The 18,967-nt window shown below is 71.3% G+C and carries 15 protein-coding genes; all 15 read right to left on the bottom strand.

What is annotated here, in order from left to right:
• The 15 genes from AB0H86_RS29930 to AB0H86_RS29860 all read right to left on the bottom strand — a co-directional run bounded on the left by AB0H86_RS29930 (window position 1) and on the right by AB0H86_RS29860 (window position 18,959).
• The gene (locus tag AB0H86_RS29930) at window positions 1–849 is read right to left on the bottom strand and encodes a TatD family hydrolase (RefSeq protein WP_362445480.1); all 849 of its coding nucleotides are present in this window, start codon (window positions 847–849) and stop codon (window positions 1–3) included.
• Window positions 849–1,565, bottom strand: coding sequence for an EboA domain-containing protein (locus AB0H86_RS29925; RefSeq protein WP_362445477.1), 717 nt, complete (start codon window positions 1,563–1,565; stop codon window positions 849–851). The genes AB0H86_RS29930 and AB0H86_RS29925 overlap by 1 nt, the downstream gene beginning before the upstream one ends.
• Window positions 1,562–2,473 carry a sugar phosphate isomerase/epimerase family protein gene (locus AB0H86_RS29920; RefSeq protein WP_362445474.1) on the bottom strand — a complete coding sequence of 304 codons (912 nt, stop codon included), beginning with the start codon at window positions 2,471–2,473 and terminating at the stop codon, window positions 1,562–1,564. The genes AB0H86_RS29925 and AB0H86_RS29920 overlap by 4 nt, the downstream gene beginning before the upstream one ends.
• The gene (locus tag AB0H86_RS29915; RefSeq protein WP_362445649.1) at window positions 2,470–3,582 is read right to left on the bottom strand and encodes an SCO3242 family prenyltransferase; all 1,113 of its coding nucleotides are present in this window, start codon (window positions 3,580–3,582) and stop codon (window positions 2,470–2,472) included. The genes AB0H86_RS29920 and AB0H86_RS29915 overlap by 4 nt, the downstream gene beginning before the upstream one ends.
• 317 nt (window positions 3,583–3,899) lie before the next feature.
• The gene (locus AB0H86_RS29910) at window positions 3,900–5,090 is read right to left on the bottom strand and encodes an inositol-3-phosphate synthase (protein WP_362445471.1); all 1,191 of its coding nucleotides are present in this window, start codon (window positions 5,088–5,090) and stop codon (window positions 3,900–3,902) included.
• Window positions 5,091–5,180: 90 nt separating this feature from the next.
• Window positions 5,181–6,563, bottom strand: coding sequence for a ThuA domain-containing protein (locus tag AB0H86_RS29905; protein ID WP_362445468.1), 1,383 nt, complete (start codon window positions 6,561–6,563; stop codon window positions 5,181–5,183).
• Window positions 6,564–6,578: 15 nt separating this feature from the next.
• On the bottom strand, window positions 6,579–9,125 hold the full coding sequence (locus AB0H86_RS29900; protein WP_362445465.1) for a PQQ-dependent sugar dehydrogenase: 2,547 nt from the start codon (window positions 9,123–9,125) through the stop codon (window positions 6,579–6,581).
• A gap of 64 nt (window positions 9,126–9,189) precedes the next feature.
• On the bottom strand, window positions 9,190–10,194 hold the full coding sequence (locus AB0H86_RS29895; RefSeq protein WP_362445462.1) for a sugar phosphate isomerase/epimerase family protein: 1,005 nt from the start codon (window positions 10,192–10,194) through the stop codon (window positions 9,190–9,192).
• A gap of 14 nt (window positions 10,195–10,208) precedes the next feature.
• Window positions 10,209–11,465, bottom strand: coding sequence for a Gfo/Idh/MocA family oxidoreductase (locus tag AB0H86_RS29890; RefSeq protein ID WP_362445459.1), 1,257 nt, complete (start codon window positions 11,463–11,465; stop codon window positions 10,209–10,211).
• A gap of 80 nt (window positions 11,466–11,545) precedes the next feature.
• The gene (locus tag AB0H86_RS29885; RefSeq protein ID WP_362445456.1) at window positions 11,546–12,604 is read right to left on the bottom strand and encodes a substrate-binding domain-containing protein; all 1,059 of its coding nucleotides are present in this window, start codon (window positions 12,602–12,604) and stop codon (window positions 11,546–11,548) included.
• Between the two features lie 17 nt (window positions 12,605–12,621).
• Complete coding sequence (locus tag AB0H86_RS29880; RefSeq protein WP_362445646.1) at window positions 12,622–13,560, bottom strand: ABC transporter permease; 939 nt, start codon at window positions 13,558–13,560, stop codon at window positions 12,622–12,624.
• Window positions 13,561–13,723: 163 nt separating this feature from the next.
• Window positions 13,724–15,265 (bottom strand): sugar ABC transporter ATP-binding protein, encoded by a 1,542-nt coding sequence (locus AB0H86_RS29875; protein WP_362445454.1) that lies wholly within the window; start codon window positions 15,263–15,265, stop codon window positions 13,724–13,726.
• 133 nt (window positions 15,266–15,398) lie between these two features.
• The gene (locus AB0H86_RS29870) at window positions 15,399–16,580 is read right to left on the bottom strand and encodes an ROK family transcriptional regulator (protein ID WP_362445451.1); all 1,182 of its coding nucleotides are present in this window, start codon (window positions 16,578–16,580) and stop codon (window positions 15,399–15,401) included.
• Between the two features lie 601 nt (window positions 16,581–17,181).
• Complete coding sequence (locus AB0H86_RS29865) at window positions 17,182–17,859, bottom strand: GntR family transcriptional regulator (RefSeq protein ID WP_362445448.1); 678 nt, start codon at window positions 17,857–17,859, stop codon at window positions 17,182–17,184.
• Window positions 17,860–18,011: 152 nt separating this feature from the next.
• Window positions 18,012–18,959, bottom strand: a complete 948-nt coding sequence (locus tag AB0H86_RS29860) for a beta-ketoacyl-ACP synthase III (protein ID WP_362445445.1) — start codon at window positions 18,957–18,959, stop codon at window positions 18,012–18,014.
• Window positions 18,960–18,967: the final 8 nt, after the last annotated feature.

Genomic DNA, 18,967 nt, shown 5'->3' with positions numbered 1-18,967 from the left:
TCACTCCCCGCCGCGCAGGACGGAGTTGCCCTCGTGGGTGCCGGAGGTGTCCGGGACATCGAGGATCAGGCGGCCGCTGAGACCGTAGAAGGCCACGGGGTTGCGCCACAGCACCTGGTCGACGTCGTCCTCGCCGAAGCCGCTCGCCAGCATGGCGTCGGCGACGCTCCGGGTCTTGAGGGGGTCGCTTCTCCCCCAGTCCGCGGCGGAGTTCACGAGGACCTTCTCGAGGCCGAACTCCTTGAGGATCACTACCATCCGCTCCTCGTCCATCTTGGTGTCCGGATAGACCGAGAAGCCCAGCCAGCAGCCGCTGTCCCTGGCCTCCTTGACGGTGGTCTCGTTGAGGTGGTCGACCAGCACCCGCTCGGGCGGCAGGGCGGATTCCCGGATCACGTCGAGGGTGCGGCGCAGGCCGGCGAGTTTGTCGCGGTGCGGGGTGTGGACGAGGGCCGGCAGTTGGTGGTCGGCGGCGAGCTGGAGCTGTGCGGCGAGGGCGGTGTCCTCGGCCGGGGTCATCGAGTCGTAGCCGACCTCGCCGACGGCCACCACCTGATCCTTGACGAGATACCTGGGCAGTTCTTCGAGAATCGGGACACAGCGCGGGTCGTTCGCCTCCTTGGGGTTGAGGGCGATCGTGCAGTGGTGGGCGATGCCGTACTGGGCGGCCCGGAAGGGCTCCCAGCCCAGCAGGGAGTCGAAGTAGTCGAGGAAGGAGGAGGGCGAGGTGCGGGGCTGGCCGAGCCAGAAGGACGGCTCGACGACGGCTCGGATGCCCGCGGCTCGCATGGCCTCGTAGTCGTCGGTGGTGCGGGACGTCATGTGGATGTGGGGGTCGAAGAGGCGCATCAGGACTCCTTGCCGTCGAGGCCGCGGGTGCCGGGGCCGGCGGGCGGCGTGGTCGTGGGGCCGGTCAGGGTCAGGACGCGGTGCAGGTCTTCGGGCACGGGGCGGCCGGCGGCGGTGCGTTCCTCGGCGTAGTCGTGGAGCATGCGGGCGAGTTCCGCGTCGGCGCGGGCGCGGCGGTCCAGGTCGGCGACCTCTGCCACGGGCACGCCCGTGAACAGGCACTTCAGGACGGCGTGCCGCCAGGCGTGGGCGGGCAGATGCCGGGCGGTGTAAGGGCCGACGGCGGCGGCCAGGAGCCGGGTGTCGTTGGTGCGCAGGGCGTCCTCGACCAGCGGGAGCGCTTCGGGTCCGGGCACCAGGTGGGGCAGGGCGTACAGGACGGCGCGGCGTTCGGCGGCGGTGCCCTGGACGTAGACGCGGGAGAGGGCGCCCGGGTCGGCGCGGGCCGCGTCGAGGATCAGGACACGGACGGCGTCGGCGTACTCCGGGCCGCAGCGGCGTCCGGCTTCGGCGAGCCGGAGTTCCCATACGGAGATGGGCCCGTGGGTGCCTCGGTGGGCGGCGGCCTCGTCGAGGGCCTGGTCCAGCCAGGCGTGGGCGGCTTCATCGAGGCCGGTGACGACATGGTGGTGCAGGTCGGACGGCCGGGTGCGGGCGAGGGTGGTGCCCTGGGTGCCGGCCGCCGGGGACGCCGGGTGGGCGTGCGCGCGGGTCATGGGGTGCTCCCTTGTGAGGGCGCGGCTGCGTTACGGAGGTAGGGAAGGGAGATTTCGGCGAAGTGGGGGCCCGCGTGGGAGTGGCGGGGCAGTTCGACGACGGTCAGGCCCTGGTAGCCGGTGGCGGCGAGGGCGGCGAGCACGGGCGGGAAGTCGATCTCCCCGTCCCCGAACGGGAGGTGTTCATGGAGGCCGCGGCGCATGTCCTCGATCTGGACGTGGCGCAGCCAGGGAGCGGCGGCGCGTACGCAGTCGGCGGGTGGGAGCGGTTCGAGGCACTGGCAGTGGCCGATGTCGAGGGTCAGACCGAGGGGCTCCGGGTCGCCGAGGGTACGGCGGAGCCGGTGGAAGTCCGCGAGGGTGGCGAGGAGGTGGCCTGGTTCGGGTTCGACGGCGAGCGGGACGCCGGCTGTGGTGGCCGCGTCCAGCACCGGGCTGAGTGCCTCGGCCAGGCGCTTCCATGCCGTGTCCTCGTCGGTGCCGGTCGGGGTGGTCCCGCTGAAGCAGTGGACGGCGTGGGCGCCGAGGTCGGCGGCGACGCGGACGGCGCGGGTCAGCAGGTCGACGCGCCGGGCGCGGTCGTCGGGGTCGGGGTCCAGCAGGCAGGGCCCGTGTTTGCGGCGCGGGTCGAGGACGTAGCGGCCGCCCGTCTCGACGGTGACCGTCAGGCCGAGTTGGTCGAGCCGGTGCGCGAGGCGACGGGTGCGGGCCGGGAGGTCAGGGGCGAGCGGGTCGAGGTGCATGTGGTCGAGGGTCAGTCCGACGCCGTCGTAGCCGAGGTCGGCGAGCAGGGCCAGTGCGTCGTCGAGACGGAGGTCGGCGAGGCCGTTGGTGCCGTAGCCGAAGCGGAGGGCGGTGGTGTCGGGGCCGCCTGCACCGTTCTCCGGGTGGGGAGCCTCGGAGTTCATGTGACGCTCACCTTCCTCGCGAATCTCGCCGCGAGCGGGGCCAGGGACGCGGTGAGCAACGCGGTGGCGGTCGCGCCGGAGCGGGCGGCGAGGGCGGACTGGAGGGGGATCGTGGCGCGGATGCCGCCGCCGACGGCTCGTTGGGTGAGCGGGGGTGACGGATTGAGGGTGGCGTGGAAGTAGGGGCGGGCGGCGGTGGCGTACGCGGTGGCGAGAGTGGCCGCCAGAGCGGTGCGCAGGGTGCCGGCGGCGGGGGGCTTGAGGGTGCCGGGCCCGGTGCCCTGCCTGGCATCCGGCCTGCCGTTCGGCCCGCTGGACGGGTGTGCCAGGAGTCGCGTGAGTACGGCGGTCGTGGCCAGGGCGCCGAGGGGAGCCAGGGGTGAGCCGCCCTGGGTTTCGCCGCGCGAGACGGTGGTGACGGCGAGGGTGTGCGTGCTCAGCAGGGCGGCGGACGGCAGGGCTTGGCGCACGCGGCTCGTGGCAGTCGACGGTACGGCGGCGAGGGCGGGGGCGGCGGTCCTTCCCGCTCCGGCCGTGCCCTGGGTGCCGACGGCCGTCGCGGACTGCGCGCCGGTGCCCGTAGGACGGGTCGTGCCCCTTGGTTTGCTCCTCCCCCTGGTTCCCCTGGTTCCCGTGGTCGCCGCGGCGCCGAGCAGCAGGTCGAGGCCACGGGCGGTCGCCATGGCGAAGGGGCCTGCCGGCGTGTGCTTCAGGGCGAGGTCGTACGCCCAGACGGTCGCGGCCAGCGGGACCGCCACGGCGAGGGCGGGTCGGCCGGCGCAGGCTGCCAGGGACAGGCCCGCGCCGGTGAGGGCGCAGGCTGCGGTGAGGGCCGCGGTCGGGCGGATCCGTCCGGAGGGGAGGGGACGGTGCGGACGTTCGACGGCGTCCTCGGCCCGGTCGGCCCAGTCGTTGAGGGCCATGCCCGCCTCGTACAGGCACAGGGAGGAGCAGATGGCGAGCAGGGTGCGGGAATCGGCTCGCGCGCCGGCCGCGGCAGCGCCCGCGAGGGCGTCCCCGGGGACGGTGAACAGGGCCGGGAGACGCAGCAGTTCGGCCCAGGCGCAGGCGCCGGCGCCGGCGGCACGATGTGAGGGCCGGGCGCCCATCGGTCCGGCGGGGCCGCTCGGTGAGACCCGGGTGTGCGACGCCTCGCCGCCCGCCCGGCGCACCGTGGGGCCCTCACCGGGGGCCCGGGTCGGGGTGACCGGGGCCTGCGATCCGGCGCCACGGGTCGGAGTGACCGGAACACCCGACCCAACGGCACTGCGCGGCGGCGCGACGGGCACGTCGGAGGCGTCCGGCTCGTCGGTATGGGTCGGGCTTTCGGCAGGGGGTGGGTCGGGCGGGCCGCTGCGTCCGACGGGGACGATAGGGCGGGCGGCGCCATTCACGTGTCCGGGCTCCGGTCCGGTGCGGCCGGCCATCAGCCTTCCCCCCTCTCATCCGCAGCCGGGTCCGGGATATCCCCGGCCCGCTCGCGCGGACGCGAACCGGATCCACCGGCCCGCAACCGCTCCGCGAACCCCACGAGTGCGGCGTACTGTTCGCCCAGCGCCGCCGGGCCCTCTCCCACCGGGTCCTTGAAGTAGAAGCCCAGCTCGGTCAGCGGTCCGGCCAGGCCCTGTTCGTGGGCGCGGGCGGTCAGGCGGGCCAGGTCGAGGATCAGGGGGGCGGCCAGGGCCGAGTCGCAGCCCTGCCAGATGGTCTGGAGGATCATGCGGGCGCCGAGGAAACCGTCGAAGGCGATGTGGTCCCAGGCGGTCTTCCAGTCGCCGAGCACGGGGACGTCGTCGATGTGGACCTCGCCCTCGGGGACGGTGCCGAGGGTGTCGGCCAGCACCCTCTCCTTGCCCGCGTTCTTCGCCGCTGCGGCGGCCGGGTCGGCGAGGGCGGCTCCGTCACCGCCGCCCAGCAGATTGGTGCCGGACCAGGCGCGGACGGCGAGGGCCCGCTGCGCGAACATGGGGCCCAGTACCGAGCGCAGCAGTGTCTGGCCGGTCTTCCCGTCGCGCCCCGCGTAGGGCAGCCCGCTGGTCGCCGCCGGGGCCGCGAGCGCCGGGTGGTGCAGTCCGGTGGAGGGGGTGAAGTTGACGTAGGGGCAGCCGGCGCGCAACGCGGCCGCCGCGTACAGCGAACTCGGGGGCAGGGACCGGCCGTCGGCCGCGGGTTCGGTGGAGGCGACGTTCACCACCACCGCCCGCGCCAGCACGTGTCGTCGTACGAAGTCCCGTAGGTCCGCGGCGAAGGCGGCGATGAGTTCCTCCTCGCTCCGTGTGTCGCCGGGGAGCGGGCCGCCGGGTGCGATCTCCCGGTCGGCGGCGCCGAGTTCGGACTGGACCGCTGCCGCGAGGCCGGGCGGTAGGACACCGCCCGCCGCGAGGGTCTCCGCGCGTTTGGGCAGCGGGCAGTCCACCGTGTCATGGCCGCCGAAGACCAGCGAGGCCAGCGGCGGCAGGCCGCTGTCGGCGAACGCGGGAGTCTCGGTGACCAGGCCGGTCGGCGGGTGCAGGCCCGCGGTCACGGCGGCGCAGCCCGCCACGACGGTGGTGGCGACGGAGCCGCGGGCGCCGATCAGCCAGACACCGACGCGCGGTGCGGAAACGGACGCGGACATGGGCAGCCTCCTTCTCGAACACGACGTACGCACCCCGAGGTGGGGAAGTTGACGGCGGGCGGAGGTCCGGCGTCCCCCGCCCGCCGCCGTTCAGTCGCCCTGCGAAGCCGTGGGTGCCGGGGACTTCGCGGGCAGTTCCTTGATCCGGATGTCACGGAACGACACCCGGTCGTCGGCTCCGTGGTTCTGGATACCGATGTGTCCGTCGCCGAGGCTCCGGGCCGGATCGGTGTTGGTGAAATCGTTGATCTTCACGCCGTTGAGCCAGATGCGGAGGCGTTCGCCCTCCACGCGGATCTCGTACGTGTTCCACTCCCCCGGCGGGTTCAGCGCCCGGTCGCGCCTGCCCAGGTCCGCGGACTGGAAGCCGTAGACGGACCCGGTGGTCTTCTCCGGGACGTCGCTGGCGTCGATCTGGATCTCGTAACCGTTGTTGACGGCGGACCACGGGTCGTCGGAGGGCGGGAAGCCCACGAAGACACCGGAGTTGTCGTCGCCGGACTCGCCGGACATCTTCCAGTCGAGCTTCAGGGAGTACGCCCCGAAGCCCCGGTCGCCGTACCAGAGCATGCCCATCCCGCCGGACGACGTGATCGTGCCGTCGGCGCCCAGGTCGAAGGAGCCCGGGCCGGCCTGCTTCCAGCCGGAGAGTGAGGCCGGGCTGCCGTCGAAGAGCGGTCGGTATCCGCTCTCCGGCCGGCAGTCCGCCTGGGCCTCGCCGACCGCGTACCGGATCCCGCCCAACAGGTGCCGACGGAACGCCGGTTCGGCGTAGGACTCCTTTGTGTGGCCGAGGCCGGTGTAGAAGGCGCGGCCGCCCTGGTAGGTCTGGCACCAGGCGATCGGGTGATCGCCGTTCATGGTGCCGCCGGTGTACGACGACTCGTCGAGGGAGGCCAGGACATGGGCGCGGTCCCGGGGGTTGGAGCGGTAGTTGTACCACTCGTCGGTGCGATCCCAGGTCTGCGGCAGGTCCGAGGTCGCCGGATGGGCCCGGTCCTCGACGGTCACCGTCGCGGGCTGGATCGCCGGGTGGGACTGGAAGTAGGCGCCGGCCAGGCCGCCGTAGAACTCCCAGTCGTACTCGGTGTCGGCGGCCGCGTGGACGCCGACGTAGCCGCCGCCCCGGTGGATGTACCCCTCGAAGGCGCGCTGTTGGGCGGGGGCGAGGACGTCTCCCGTCGTGGAGAGGAATACGACCGCGTCGTACCGCCGCAGGTTGCGTGGCGTGAACGCGCCCGCGTCCTCGGTGGCGTCGACCTCGAAGCCGCCGGTCTCGCCCAGTTCCCGGACCGCCGCGACGCCTTCGGGGATCGAGTCGTGCCGGAAGCCGGCCGTCTTGGAGAAGACCAGCACCCGTGCGCCGGCCGCTGACTCCGAGGTGGCGGGCTGTGAGGATGCGGGTTCCGAGACGCAGCCCAGGAGCAGGGCCGCGCCCACAACCGCCGTACTGAAGCGCCCGGTTGAGCGCATGAGGATCACCGCCTCTCAGCTCGTGGTGAAGACGAAGTCGTCCACGTCGTAGAGGGCTCCGGTGCCGCTTCCCTTGAAGACCAGGTACAGCGTGGTCGTGCCCCTGGGGGCGCGGGACAGGTTGGCGGTGACGTCCTGGAAGGTCTCCCAGCCGCCGGTCACCGGGACGGTCGCCTTGCCGAGCAGGGTGCCGCGCGCGGACCCGGCGCGGACCTCCAGCGTGCCGCCGGCGCCGCCCGAGGAGACGCGTGCGGTGATCTTCTGGGCGTTGCTCAGCACGTACGGCGTGAAGGCGATCCAGTCGCCGTTGTCGATGTCTCCGACGGTCTTGCCGCCGTGCGCGGTGTCCTTGGCGACGACCGAGACGCCGGAGGAGTCGCTGAAGTGCTCGGCCTGGCGGTGCCGGGGCTGGACGACGCTCTGGTCGTGCGTGGTGAGCGAGGCCTGGCCGCCGCCTCCGCCGTCGGTGTACTCGGCGTCGACGACACCGAAGATGTTGGCGTCGTCGTCGTGGCCGCCGTCGGCGCTGGTCTGGAGGGTGCCGGTGCAGCCCTCGGCCGAGGTGATCGGGTGGCCGTGGCTGTCGTGGCCGAGGACGAAGTTGACCTTCACCTTGGAGCAGTCGATGGTGCCGTCCTCCGGGTCGGTGACCCTCACCTTGAACGGGATCGCGTCGCCGAAGCTGAACAGCTGACCGTCCTTGGGGAGTTCGAGGGTGACCTGGGGCGCGGTGTTGCCCACCACGATCTGCACGCTCGCGCTGCCGGTGCGGCCGGACGGGTCCTTGGCGGTCAGGGTCGCCGAATAGGTGCCGTTCTTCTTGTACCTGTGCGTCGGGTTCGCCGCGGTCGACGTACCGCCGTCGCCGAAGTCCCAGCTGTAGGTGAGGGCGTCGCCGTCCTGGTCGGTCGTGCCCGCCGAGGAGAAGCTCGCCTTCAGCGGTGCCTGACCGGAGGTGCGGTTCGCGGCGGCCTGCGCGACCGGGGAGTGGCCGTCGGTGGCGTTCTCGATGCGGTACAGGGCGGAGTGCTCGTCGCCGCCGAACCAGGAGAGGCCGTAGTCGAGGACGTACAGCGCACCGTCCGGGCCGAAGGCCATGTCCATGATCTGGGTGCCGGTCCACGGGACGTCGTTGATCGACTGCACGGTGCCGTTGTCGTCGCTGGTGATCCGCTTGATCCACTGGCGGCCGAACTCCCCGGCGAAGAAGTCGCCGTCGTAGGCCTCGGGGAACTTCACGGGCGAGTCGAGCGCGGCATCGTAGTGGTAGACCGGGCCGCCCATCGGGGACTCGGAGCCGCTGCCGAACTCGGGTACGGATCCGTCGTTGTACGGGATCCAGGCGGGCTGGGCCGGCGGCAGGTCGGTCAGGCCGGTGTTGTGCGGGGAGGTGTTCTTCGGGGCACCGCAGTCGAAGGCCGCGCCCGAAGCCTTGGTCGCGAAGTCGTAGTCGACGTAGGCGTCGTTGTTTCCCGTGCAGTACGGCCAGCCGAAGTTCCCCGGCTTGGTGACACGTGCGAATTCGACCTGTCCAGCGGGTCCGCGGGCCGGGTCGGCGGCGCCCGCGTCGGGGCCGTAGTCGCCGACGTAGAGGATGCCGGTCTTCTTGTCGACGCTGAAGCGGAACGGGTTGCGGAAGCCCATCGCGTAGATCTCGGGCCGTGTCTTGTCCGTGCCGGGCGCGAAGAGGTTGCCGTCGGGGACCGCGTACGAGCCGTCGGCGTTCACCTTGATGCGCAGGATCTTGCCGCGCAGGTCGTTGGTGTTGCCGGCCGAACGCTGGGCGTCGAAGGCGGGGTTGCGGCCGTCCCGCTCGTCGATGGGCGTGAAGCCGTCCGACTGGAACGGGTTGGAGTCGTCGCCCGTCGACAGATACAGGTTGCCCGCCGCGTCGAAGTCGATGTCGCCGCCGACATGGCAGCACAGGCCGCGGGAGGCCGGGATGTCGAGGATCTGCTTCTCGCTGGCCTTGTCGAGGGTGCCGTCGGTGTTCAGCACGAACCGGGACAGCCGGTTGACCCCGTCGAAGGGGGCGAAGTCGGCCGCGGTACCGGTCTCGGGCGCGTCGCCCGCCGGGGTGTTCAGCGGGGGCGCGTAGTAGAGGTAGATGAAACGGTTCTCCGTGAAGTTCGGGTCGACGCCCACGCCCTGGAGGCCCTCCTCGTCGTGGGAGTAGACGTCGAGCTTGCCGGCCAGGCGAGTGTTGCCGGCCGCGTCGGTGATACGGAGCTCGCCGTCGCGTGAGGTGTGCAGCACCGAGCGGTCCGGGAGGACGGCCAGCGATATGGGCTCGCCTACCTCCGGTTCGCCCTTGGCGAGGGTGACCTGCTGGAAGTCCTCGGCCGCCGCGGCCGGAGCGGCGGGTGCCGCGGCCGGGCCGATGTCGGCCGCCGCGGCCTGCGGCGCGGTGAGGGTGAGCGACGCGCCCGCCAGCAGGGCCCCGCTGAGCAGGGCGGCTGCCTTACGGAACGACAGGCGTCGTCTGTGGGTCTCGTTTCTGTCGGTGCTGGTGGTGCGGTCGTACGTGTGCACGGGTGCCTCCAGAAGGGGCCGGTTGTCCATGCGGGTACCTTGCGCCGGGGTGCGCCGTCACCCCGGAACTCACAGAAGAAAACGAGGAGTTGGACTAGTCGTTGCCGCCGAACGCCGCATCGAAGGAGGCCGACGGCGGCTCGAAGTCGTACGCCTTGAGGTGGGTCAGCGCCTCGGGGGCGCCCTGAAGCCGATCCATGCCGGCGTCCTCCCACTCCACGGAGATCGGGCCCTGGTAGTCGATGGAGCGCAGCATCCGGAAGACGTCCTCCCAGGGGACGTCGCCGTGGCCCGCGGAGACGAAGTCCCAGCCGCGGCGCGGGTCGCCCCACGGCAGATGGGAGCCGAGGCGGCCGTTGCGGCCGTCGAGCCGCTTGCGGGCCTCCTTGCAGTCGACGTGGTAGATCCGGTCACGGAAGTCCCACAGGAAGCCGACCGGGTCGAGGTCCTGCCACACGAAGTGGGAGGGGTCGAAGTTGAGGCCGAAGGCGGGCCGGTGGTCAACGGCCTCCAGCGCGCGGTGCGTTGTCCAGTAGTCGTACGCGATCTCGCTGGGGTGGACCTCGTGCGCGAACCGCACGCCCTGCGCGTCGAAGACGTCGAGGATCGGGTTCCAGCGCTCGGCGAAGTCCTCGTACCCTCGGTCGATCATGGACTCGGGGGCGGGCGGGAACATGGCGACCAGGTGCCAGATGGCGGACCCGGTGAAGCCGATCACGGTGTCGACGCCGAAGGCGGCCGCGGCGCGCGCGGTGTCGGCGATCTCGGCGGCGGCCCGACGCCGGACCCCTTCCGCCTCGCCGTCGCCCCAGATCCGGGCGGGCAGGATCGCCTGATGGCGTTCGTCGATGATGGCGTCGCACACCGCCTGGCCGACCAGGTGGTTGGAGATCGCCCAGCACTTCAGCCCGTACTTGTCGAGCAGGGCCCGCCGGGAGTCCAGATACGACGGGTCGGCCAGGGCCTTGTCGACCTCGAAGTGGTCTCCCCAGCAGGCGAGTTCGAGTCCGTCGTAGCCGAAGTCGCGTGCCAGACGGCAGACCTCTTCGAGCGGGAGGTCCGCCCACTGACCGGTGAACAAGGTGAAACTGCGCGGCATGTGTGTACGCCTCCTCAGCCCGCGACGGGTGTGTAGACGGAGTTCTTCTCCGCGCTCTCCTCCACGGCCGCCAGCACGCGCTGCACCTGCAGCCCGTCGGCGAAGGAGGGTTCGGGGCGGCGGCCCTCGGCGATCGCGTGCACCAGGTCGCGGGCCTGGTGGACGAAGGTGTGCTCGTAGCCGAGGCCGTGGCCCGGCGGCCACCATGCCTCCAGATAGGGGTGTTCGGGTTCGGTGACCAGGATGCGCCGGAAGCCGGCGTGCGCTCCGGGTTCCGTGCCGTCGTGGTAAGCGAGTTCGTTGAGACGTTCCAGGTCGAAGGCCAACGAACCGCGTTCGCCGTTGAGTTCGATGCGCAGGGCGTTCTTGCGGCCGGTGGCGTAGCGGGTGGCCTCGAAGGAGGCGAGGGCACCCGAGGCGAAACGGCCGGTGAACAGGGCGGCGTCGTCGACGGTGACCCGTCCGGTGCCGCTGGCGGAGACCGCGGCCAGACCGCTGGTCGGTCCGCCGGGCAGCGGGCGTTCCCGGACGAAGGTCTCGGTGAGTGCGGAGACTCCGGCGAGCTGTTCGCCCGTCAGGTACTGCGCGAGGTCGACGATGTGCGCTCCGAGGTCGCCGAGCGAACCGGAGCCCGCGCTTTCCTTGCGCAGACGCCAGGTGAGGGGGAACTGCGGGTCCACCAGCCAGTCCTGAAGGTACGTCACCCGTACGTGCCGCAGGGTGCCGATGCGGCCCTCGGCGACCATGGAGCGGGCCAGCGCGGCTGCGGGAACCCGCCGGTAGTTGAAACCGACCATCGCCAACTGGCCGCGCTGGTACGCCGATTCGGCCGCGGCGGCCATGGTCTCGGCCTCCTCGACGGTGTTCGCGAGCGGTTTCTCACACAGCACGTGCTTGCCTGCGGCCAGCGCGGCGAGGGCGATCTCGGCGTGAGAGTCGCCGGGGGTGCAGATGTCGACGAGGTCGACGTCGTCCCGTTCGAGCAGGGCCCGCCAGTCCGTCTCGGCCGCCTCCCAGCCGTGCCGGTCGGCCGCCGCCCGGACCGCGGCCTCGTTCCGCCCGCAGATCACGGACAGGACCGGGCGGCTGGGGAGGTCGAAGACACGGCCCGCGGTGCGCCAGCCCTGAGAGTGGGCGGCACCCATGAAGGCATAACCGATCATGCCGACACGGAGTGACGGCTTCTCGGCCGCAGGCCTCTGCGGAGGCTGTGCCTCGGCCGTCTCCGGGCGTTTCGCCCCCGCCCCCTCTGACTGCTGCGGCTGTGCCATACGCGATGTCCTCCTCGTCGTGGCGCGGTGGGGGGTGCGGCCCGGTCCGTCGATGAACCGGGCTCCTTCGGCGGGACGCCTCACTTGAAGCCGGTGGACATGTACTGATCGACGTTGGTCTTGTCGACCACGGCCGAGTAGAGCGTGATCGACGAGGGGATCTCGTACTCGGCGAGGCCGCTCACACCCTTGGTCTGGCCGAGGTCGCGGGCGAGGTCGATCGCGGAGGCGGCCATCGTCGGCGGGTAGAGCACCGTCGCCTTCAGGACACCGTTGTCCTGCTTGATGGCCTGGAAGGCGGACAGCGCGCCCGCGCCGCCGACCATCAGGAAGTCGTCCCGTCCGGCCTGTTCGATGGCTCGCAGCGCGCCCACGCCCTGGTCGTCGTCGTGGTTCCACACCGCGTCGAACTTCGACTGCGCCTGCAGGAGCTGGGCCATCTTGGCCTGCCCGGACTCGACCGTGAAGTCGGCTGCCTGGCGGGCCACCTTCTTGATGTTGGGGTAGTTCTTCAGCGCGTCGTCGAAGCCCTGCGTGCGCTGCTTGGTCAGCTCCAGGTTGTCCAGACCGGCCAGTTCGATGACGCGGGCGCCGGACTTGCCCTTGAGTTTCTCGCCGATGTAGTGGCCGGCGTTGAGGCCCATGCCGTAGTTGTCGCCGCCGATCCAGCAGCGGTACGCCTGCGGGGTGTTGAAGATCCGGTCCAGGTTGATGACCGGGATGCCCGCGCGCATCGCCTTGAGGCCGACCTGGGTGAGCGCCTTGCCGTCGGCGGGCAGGACGACCAGGACGTCGACCTTCTTGTTGATCAGGGTCTCGATCTGTCCGATCTGCTGGGCGGTGTCGTTCGAGCCCTCGGTGATCTCCAGAGTGACCTCGGAGTACTTCTCGGCCCGCTTCTTGGCGTTGTCGTTGATGGCGTTGAGCCAGCCGTGGTCGGCCTGCGGGCCGGCGAAGCCGATGGTGACCGCCTTGCCGGGCTTGTCGTCGGCGGCCGGCCGGTCGTTGGCGGCGGGCTCGTCGTCCTTGGAGTCATTGCTGGTGCAACCGGTGAGGAGAGCGCCGGCGGAGACGGCGGCGGTCCCGAAGAGCAGTCCTCTGCGACTGGTGAAGCGGCTCGTGAACGTCGGCTCTGGCATGGCGGTGAACCCTTTCCTCAGGTCGTGCTCGCGGTACGGCGCTGGACCAGCACGGCGGCGACGATGATCGCGCCCTTGGCGATCTGCTGGACGTCGCTCTGCAGGTTGTTCAGGGCGAAGATGTTGGTGATCGTGGTGAAGATCAGGACACCGAGCACTGAGCCGGTGATGGTGCCGCGCCCCCCGGTGAGCAGCGTGCCGCCGATGATCGCGGCCGCGATGGCGTCGAGTTCGTACAGGTTGCCGTTGGTGTTCTGGCCCGAGCCGGACAGGATGATCAGCAGGAACGCGGCGATGCCGCAGCACAGCCCGGACAGCAGGTAGAGGTACAGCCGCTGGCGGCGGACGTCGATGCCGGCGAGCCGGGCCGCCTCCGCGTTGCCGCCGACGGCGACGGTGCGGCGCCCGAAGGTGGTCCGGTTCAGCACAAGCCAGCCGATGATCGTCACGACCGCGAACACCATCACCAGCGGCGGCACGCCGAGCACATAGGAGTCGCGCTCGCCGAGGTCGAGGATGTTCTCGACGGTGACGATCTGGGTGCGGCCGTCGGTGATCTGGAGGGCCAGCCCGCGTGCCGAGGCCAGCATGGCGAGGGTGGCGATGAACGGGACCAACCCGCCGTACGCGATCAGCAGGCCGTTGACCAGTCCGCATCCGACACCGACGAGTACCGCGGTGAAGAGGATGCCCGCGAAGCCGTACTCCTGGGTGGCGACCGTGGTCGCCCACACCGAGGAGAGGGCGACGATCGCGCCGACCGACAGGTCGATGCCCCCCGAGGTGATGACGAAGGTCATTCCGACGGTGACGACACCGATCACCGAGGCCTGGGTCAGGACGAGTTGGAGGTTGCGGGTGTCGAGGAACTCGTCGGGCTTGGTGATGCCGCCGATGACGATCAGCGCGGCGAGCACACCTAGGAGGGAGAGGGTGCGCACGTCGGCGCGGGCCAGAGTGTGCAATGGGCCACCTCGAACCGCCTCACGATCGGCTTGTTGTTCGACCTTTGATCCCGGCGAGTGCAGTTTGCTGACCATGGGCAACTCCCGTCATGAACGCCGCTAGATTGGCTACTGCCTTCACGCAACGGTCAGGGCTTGACCGTCATGAGGCCGGTCAACGGCCGACTGAGAAGCCACCTCCTTCGGGAACCGGCGGAGTCACGACGAGGTCGAGTACGCGAAACTCGTCCAGTTCCCGCGAAGGGCCGGAGTGGATCACCCGGCCCTCACGGAGAATCATCACCCGGTCAGCCAGCCCCAGAACTTCGGGAATCTCGCTGGAGACAAGGAGCACGGCGAGGCCTTGGTCCGCCAGTCGACGCACGACGGCGTACAGCTCGGCGCGGGCGCCGACGTCGACCCCGCGGGTCGGTTCGTCGAGCAGCAGCACCCGGCAGCCGCGCAGCAGCCAGCGGGCCAGGACGGCCTTTTGCTGGTTGCCGCCGGACAGGGTGCGTACCGGCACGGACGGGTTGTCGGGCCGCAGCGAGAGCTCGCGGGTCGCGGCCCGGGCCGCCCCGTGTTCGGCGCCCCGGTCGATCCAACCGCCGCGCGAGAAGCGGGACATGGAGGAGACGGAGACATTGCGGGTGACGGACTCCAGCATCAGCAGGGCCTGTGCCTTGCGTTCCTCCGGAGCGAGTCCGAGTCCGGCGCGGACGGCGGCGCGCACGCTGCCGGGCCGCAGTGCGCGACCGTCGACGAGGACGCGGCCGGCGGTGGGCCGGCGGGCACCGTAGATCGTCTCCAGGATCTCCGAGCGGCCCGAGCCGACGAGTCCGGCGAGGCCGACGATCTCCCCGGGCCGTACCCGCAGGTCGAGGGGTTCGAACTCGCCTTCCCGGGCCAGCCCTTCGACCTCCAGGACGGCGGCGGCCTGTGGGACGGTCGCGGGCCGGTCGGGGAAGACGTACTCGACGTTGCGGCCGGTCATCAGCGCGACGACCTCGCGGGTCGGTGTCGACTTGGCGGGCAGTCCGCCGGCGACGGCCCGCCCGTCCTTGAGCACGGTCACCCGGTCGCCGATCCGCCGGATCTCCTCCAGCCGGTGGGAGATGTAGACGACGGCGACACCGTCGGCGGTCAGGTCGCCGACGATCCGGAACAGGTTGTCCACCTCGTCCGGGTCGAGCGCGGCGGACGGTTCGTCCATCACGATGAGCCGCACGTCGTGCGAGAGCGCCCGGGCCATGGACACGATCTGCTGCTGCGCCGCCGACAACCGCCCCACCAGACGGGTGGGATCGATCTCCGGGTGCCCAAGTCGCTTGAGGAGAGCCGCCGTCGACGCTCGCGCGACCTTGCCGCGTACGACGAACCCGGCGGCCGTGGGTTCATGGCCGAGGTGGACGTTCTCGGCCACGGAGAGGTGCTCCACCAGGTCGAGTTCCTGGTAGATCGTGGCGATGCCGAGACGCATGGCGGCGATCGGCGAGCGGAGCGTGACGTCCTCGCCGCGCCAGCGGATGGTGCCGGTGTCCGGTTGATGGGCGCCGGCCAGGACCTTGATGAGCGTGGACTTCCCGGCCCCGTTCTGGCCGAGCAGACAGTGCACCTCGCCGGCCTGGACGTCGAGGTCGACGCCGTCGAGGGCCCGGACTCCGGGGAACGACTTGGTGATGCCGGACATGCTGAGCAGCGATGAATCTGATGCCATGGTGGTTCCCCTCGGCTGGCGTGCGGGCCGGTTCAGGGCGCCTGCGGGACAGGCGTTTTCAGGCAGGGCGAAGCAGAGCGCGGTACAGGTGTGTGCCGTGCGGGAGACGCTGGTGCGGCCGTACGTCGTCGGGCTAGGCGGGTGAGAACAGGTGGTCGCTGATGAGGCGGGCCGCGCCGATCACTCCGGCGGTGGGGCCCAACTCCCCCAGCACGATGGGCAGATTGCCGGTGGCGAGTGGCAGTGACTGGCGGTAGACCTGGGTGCGGATCGCGGCGAGCAGGGTGTGACCGAGGCCGGTCACCCCGCCGCCGATCACCACCAGGCCAGGGTTGAAGAAGCTGACCAGGCCGGCGATGACCTGACCGACGCGGTCGCCGCCCTGGCGGATCAGGTCGAGCGAGGTGGCGTCGCCCGCGGCGGCCGCTGCGGCGACGTCGATGGCGGTGAGGCCGCCGTTCGCCTCCAGTCGGGTCGCGAGTTCCGCCGAGCGCCCCTGCTGGGCCGCGTCGACGGCGTCCCGGGCCAGGGCGGCCCCGCTGAAGTAGGCCTCCAGGCATCCCCGGTTGCCGCAGGCGCAGGGGCGTCCGTCGGGCACGGCCTGGATGTGTCCGATGTCGCCCGCGCTGCCCGTCGTCCCGCGGTGGACGTCACCGCCGGCGACGATGCCGCAGCCGATGCCGGTGCCGATCTTGACGCAGAGGAAGTCACCCACGGAGCGTGCGACGCCCGCGTGCATCTCCCCCATCGCCATCAGGTTCACGTCGTTGTCGACCATGACCGGGCAGCCGAGTTCCTGGCTGAGCGCCTCCCGTACGGGGAAGCCGTCCCAGCCCGGCATGATCGGCGGAGCCACCGGTACGCCCTCGGGGAAGCGGACCGGTCCCGGGACGCCGATTCCGGCGCCGTCGAAACCCTCCGCGAGTCCCGACGCCTTCAACTTCGCGGCCATGGACAGGACTTGCTCGAAGACCGCGACCGGGCCCTCGCGGACGTCCATGGGCTGGTTGAGATGACCGAGGATCTCCAGCTCGGCGTTGGTGACGGCGACGTCGACCGAGGTCGCGCCGATGTCCACGCCGAGGAATCGCAGGCCTGGAGTGAGCCGGATGTTGTGGGAGCGGCGGCCACCGCGCGAGGCGGCGAGTCCGTCGGCCACCACCAGGCCGGTCTCCAGCAGCCGGTCCACCTCCACGGCCAGCTTGGACCGCGAGAGGTCGACCTGATCTCCCAGCTGTGCACGGGAGTTGGGGCCGCCGTCACGCAAGAGCTTCAGCAGCCGGGCCTGGTGGGCGTTCGCGGGTCGTGCCGTCATGCGTCTCACGAGCCCCTCCCCGCCTCAATCGGCCGCCTGCTGTGGTGCTTTCGAGGGGAACGTAGCAGCGGCTGCCGAACCTGGGAAGAAGCTGTGCACAGATTGCTGCGAACTTTCTCCACTCACAGGACAAAGGCCCTCGGGGGATTACGCGCCCTGGTGCCACTCGGACCGGCATCGCAGGATGGGCACGGCGCCGGGGCCGACCGCGGTCGGGGCGGGAGGAGGGAGGGACGCGGGCCGGCTCCTCGAAGTGACCGGCGCTTCCTGAACGGAGAGACGTCGGGGAGGCGGCCACCACCCGTGGGCCTACCGGCATGGGCCAACACTCGTGGGCTACACCCGTAGACCAACACGGGGACCTACACCCGTGGGCCTACGCTCGTGGGCCAACACCCGTAGACCAACACCCGTGGGCCCACGCTCGTGAGCCAACACCCGTAGACCAACACCCGTAGACCAACACCCGTAGACCAACACCCGTGGGCCAACGCTCGTGGGCCTACACTCGTAGACCAACACCCGGGGACCTACACCCGTGGGCCCACGCTCGTGGGCAACCACCTGTAGGCCAACCCCCGCAGGCCAACTCCCGTAGAAACTACGCCCGTTGACGCGCATGATACGAGCGCCGCGTGTGCTCCGTATGCTCCCGCATCAGCTCGGTGGCGCCCTGCTCGTCACGCTCGGCGATCGCGGCGATCAGGTTCCGGTGTTCGATCCAGGACTCCCTCCCGCGCTGCCGTGCGACCGGCGTGTAGTACCAGCGCACCCGGCGGTCGACCTGCGCGGCGAGTTCGGCGAGGACCGCGTTGCCGGCGAGCTCCATGATCGTGGCGTGGAAGCGGGCGTTCATGGCGACCGCGCCGTCCACGTCGTCCGCGGCGACCGCCTTCTCGCCCTCCGCGCACAGTTCCTCCAGGGCGGTGATGCCGGCGCTGCCCGCGTTCGCCGCCGCGAGCCGGGCGGCCTCGGCCTCCAACAGCGTGCGCACGGTGAGGAGTTGGTCGGCCTCGTCCTCGGTGGGTTCGTGCACGAAGGCGCCCTGGGCGGGCCGCAGATCGACCCAGCCCTCGGTGTTCAGCCGCTGCAGCGCCTCCCGCACCGGCTGCCGGGAGACCCCGAGGTGTCCGGCGAGTTCGCTCTCGACGAGATGCTGGCCGGGCTGCAGTGCACGGGTGGTGATGAGTTCGAGCAGCGCCTCGTAGACACGGTCGCGCAGCGGGCCGGGTCGTTCGAGCTTGGGCACTGCACCCTGCGGCAGTCCTGTCGACAGCATCGCGGTCCCCCTCCTCGGCGGGCCGTGCACCACAGCTGTGAAGCCGGTGTCAGCGGACACCCAGTATCGATTGTCTTTCGTCTACAGTCTACGGCGCACAGGGGCCACGGAAACGGGGAGTCGTTCTCGTCACACCTCGACGTGCCGCGTGCTCAGGGACAGCGCACGACCTGCCCGGCGTACGACAGGTTCCCGCCGAAGCCGAAGAGCAGCACGGGGTCCCCCGTGGAGATCGCGCCCTGCTCCACCAGCTTGGAGAACGCGAGCGGGATGCTCGCGGCCGACGTGTTGCCGGATTCGATGACATCGCGGGCGACCACGGCGTTCACGGCGCCGATCTTCTCCGCGAGGGGTTCGATGAGGCGCAGGTTGGCCTGGTGGAGGACGACCGCGGCGAGGTCGGCGGGGGCGAGTCCGGCCCGCTCGCAGGCCTGGCGGGCGAGGGGCGGCAGCCGGGTGGTGGCCCACCGGTAGACGCTCTGCCCCTCCTGCGCGAACCGCGCGGGCTGCCCCTCGATCCGCACCGCGTTCCCCATCTCGGGTACCGATCCCCACAGCACGGGCCCGATCCCGGGCTCCTCCCCCGGTGCCGCCGCCTCCACGACGGCGGCCCCCGCCCCGTCGCCGACGAGCACGCAGGTGGTGCGGTCGGTCCAGTCGGCCACCTCGGACATCTTGTCGGCGCCGATGACAAGTGCGCGGGTCGCCGCTCCCGCGCGGATGGTGTGGTCGGCGGTGGCCAGCGCGTGGGTGAAACCGGCGCAGACGACGTTGATGTCCATCGCGGCGGGCGAGGGGACGCCGAGCCGGGCGGCGACACGGGCGGCCATGTTCGGGGAGCGGTCGATCGCGGTGGAGGTGGCGACGAGGACCAGGTCGATGTCGCCGGGGGCGAGGCCGGCCGCCGCGAGCGCCTTGGCGGCGGCGTGGGCGGCGAGCTCGTCGACGGGTTCGTCGGGGCCGGCGATGCGGCGCGTGCGGATGCCGACCCGGCTCCTGATCCACTCGTCGTTGGTGTCGACCATGCCCGCCAGGTCCTCGTTGGTGAGGACCTTGGCGGGCTGGTAGTGACCGACGGCCGTGATGCGCGAGCCGTTCATGGGTGGAT

This window comes from Streptomyces sp. NPDC050997 (genome assembly GCF_040660135.1).
Lineage (GTDB): Bacteria > Actinomycetota > Actinomycetes > Streptomycetales > Streptomycetaceae > Streptomyces.
This window is presented reverse-complemented; position numbering and strand designations above follow the sequence as displayed.

Coding starts and splice junctions, on each gene's coding strand:
- AB0H86_RS29930 (WP_362445480.1), bottom strand. CDS start 849: ATGCGCCTCTTCGACCCCCACATCCACATGACGTCCCGCACCACCGAC.
- AB0H86_RS29925 (WP_362445477.1), bottom strand. CDS start 1,565: ATGACCCGCGCGCACGCCCACCCGGCGTCCCCGGCGGCCGGCACCCAG.
- AB0H86_RS29920 (WP_362445474.1), bottom strand. CDS start 2,473: ATGAACTCCGAGGCTCCCCACCCGGAGAACGGTGCAGGCGGCCCCGAC.
- AB0H86_RS29915 (WP_362445649.1), bottom strand. CDS start 3,582: ATGGGCGCCCGGCCCTCACATCGTGCCGCCGGCGCCGGCGCCTGCGCC.
- AB0H86_RS29910 (WP_362445471.1), bottom strand. CDS start 5,090: ATGTCCGCGTCCGTTTCCGCACCGCGCGTCGGTGTCTGGCTGATCGGC.
- AB0H86_RS29905 (WP_362445468.1), bottom strand. CDS start 6,563: ATGCGCTCAACCGGGCGCTTCAGTACGGCGGTTGTGGGCGCGGCCCTG.
- AB0H86_RS29900 (WP_362445465.1), bottom strand. CDS start 9,125: ATGGACAACCGGCCCCTTCTGGAGGCACCCGTGCACACGTACGACCGC.
- AB0H86_RS29895 (WP_362445462.1), bottom strand. CDS start 10,194: ATGCCGCGCAGTTTCACCTTGTTCACCGGTCAGTGGGCGGACCTCCCG.
- AB0H86_RS29890 (WP_362445459.1), bottom strand. CDS start 11,465: ATGGCACAGCCGCAGCAGTCAGAGGGGGCGGGGGCGAAACGCCCGGAG.
- AB0H86_RS29885 (WP_362445456.1), bottom strand. CDS start 12,604: ATGCCAGAGCCGACGTTCACGAGCCGCTTCACCAGTCGCAGAGGACTG.
- AB0H86_RS29875 (WP_362445454.1), bottom strand. CDS start 15,265: ATGGCATCAGATTCATCGCTGCTCAGCATGTCCGGCATCACCAAGTCG.
- AB0H86_RS29870 (WP_362445451.1), bottom strand. CDS start 16,580: ATGACGGCACGACCCGCGAACGCCCACCAGGCCCGGCTGCTGAAGCTC.
- AB0H86_RS29865 (WP_362445448.1), bottom strand. CDS start 17,859: ATGCTGTCGACAGGACTGCCGCAGGGTGCAGTGCCCAAGCTCGAACGA.
- AB0H86_RS29860 (WP_362445445.1), bottom strand. CDS start 18,959: ATGAACGGCTCGCGCATCACGGCCGTCGGTCACTACCAGCCCGCCAAG.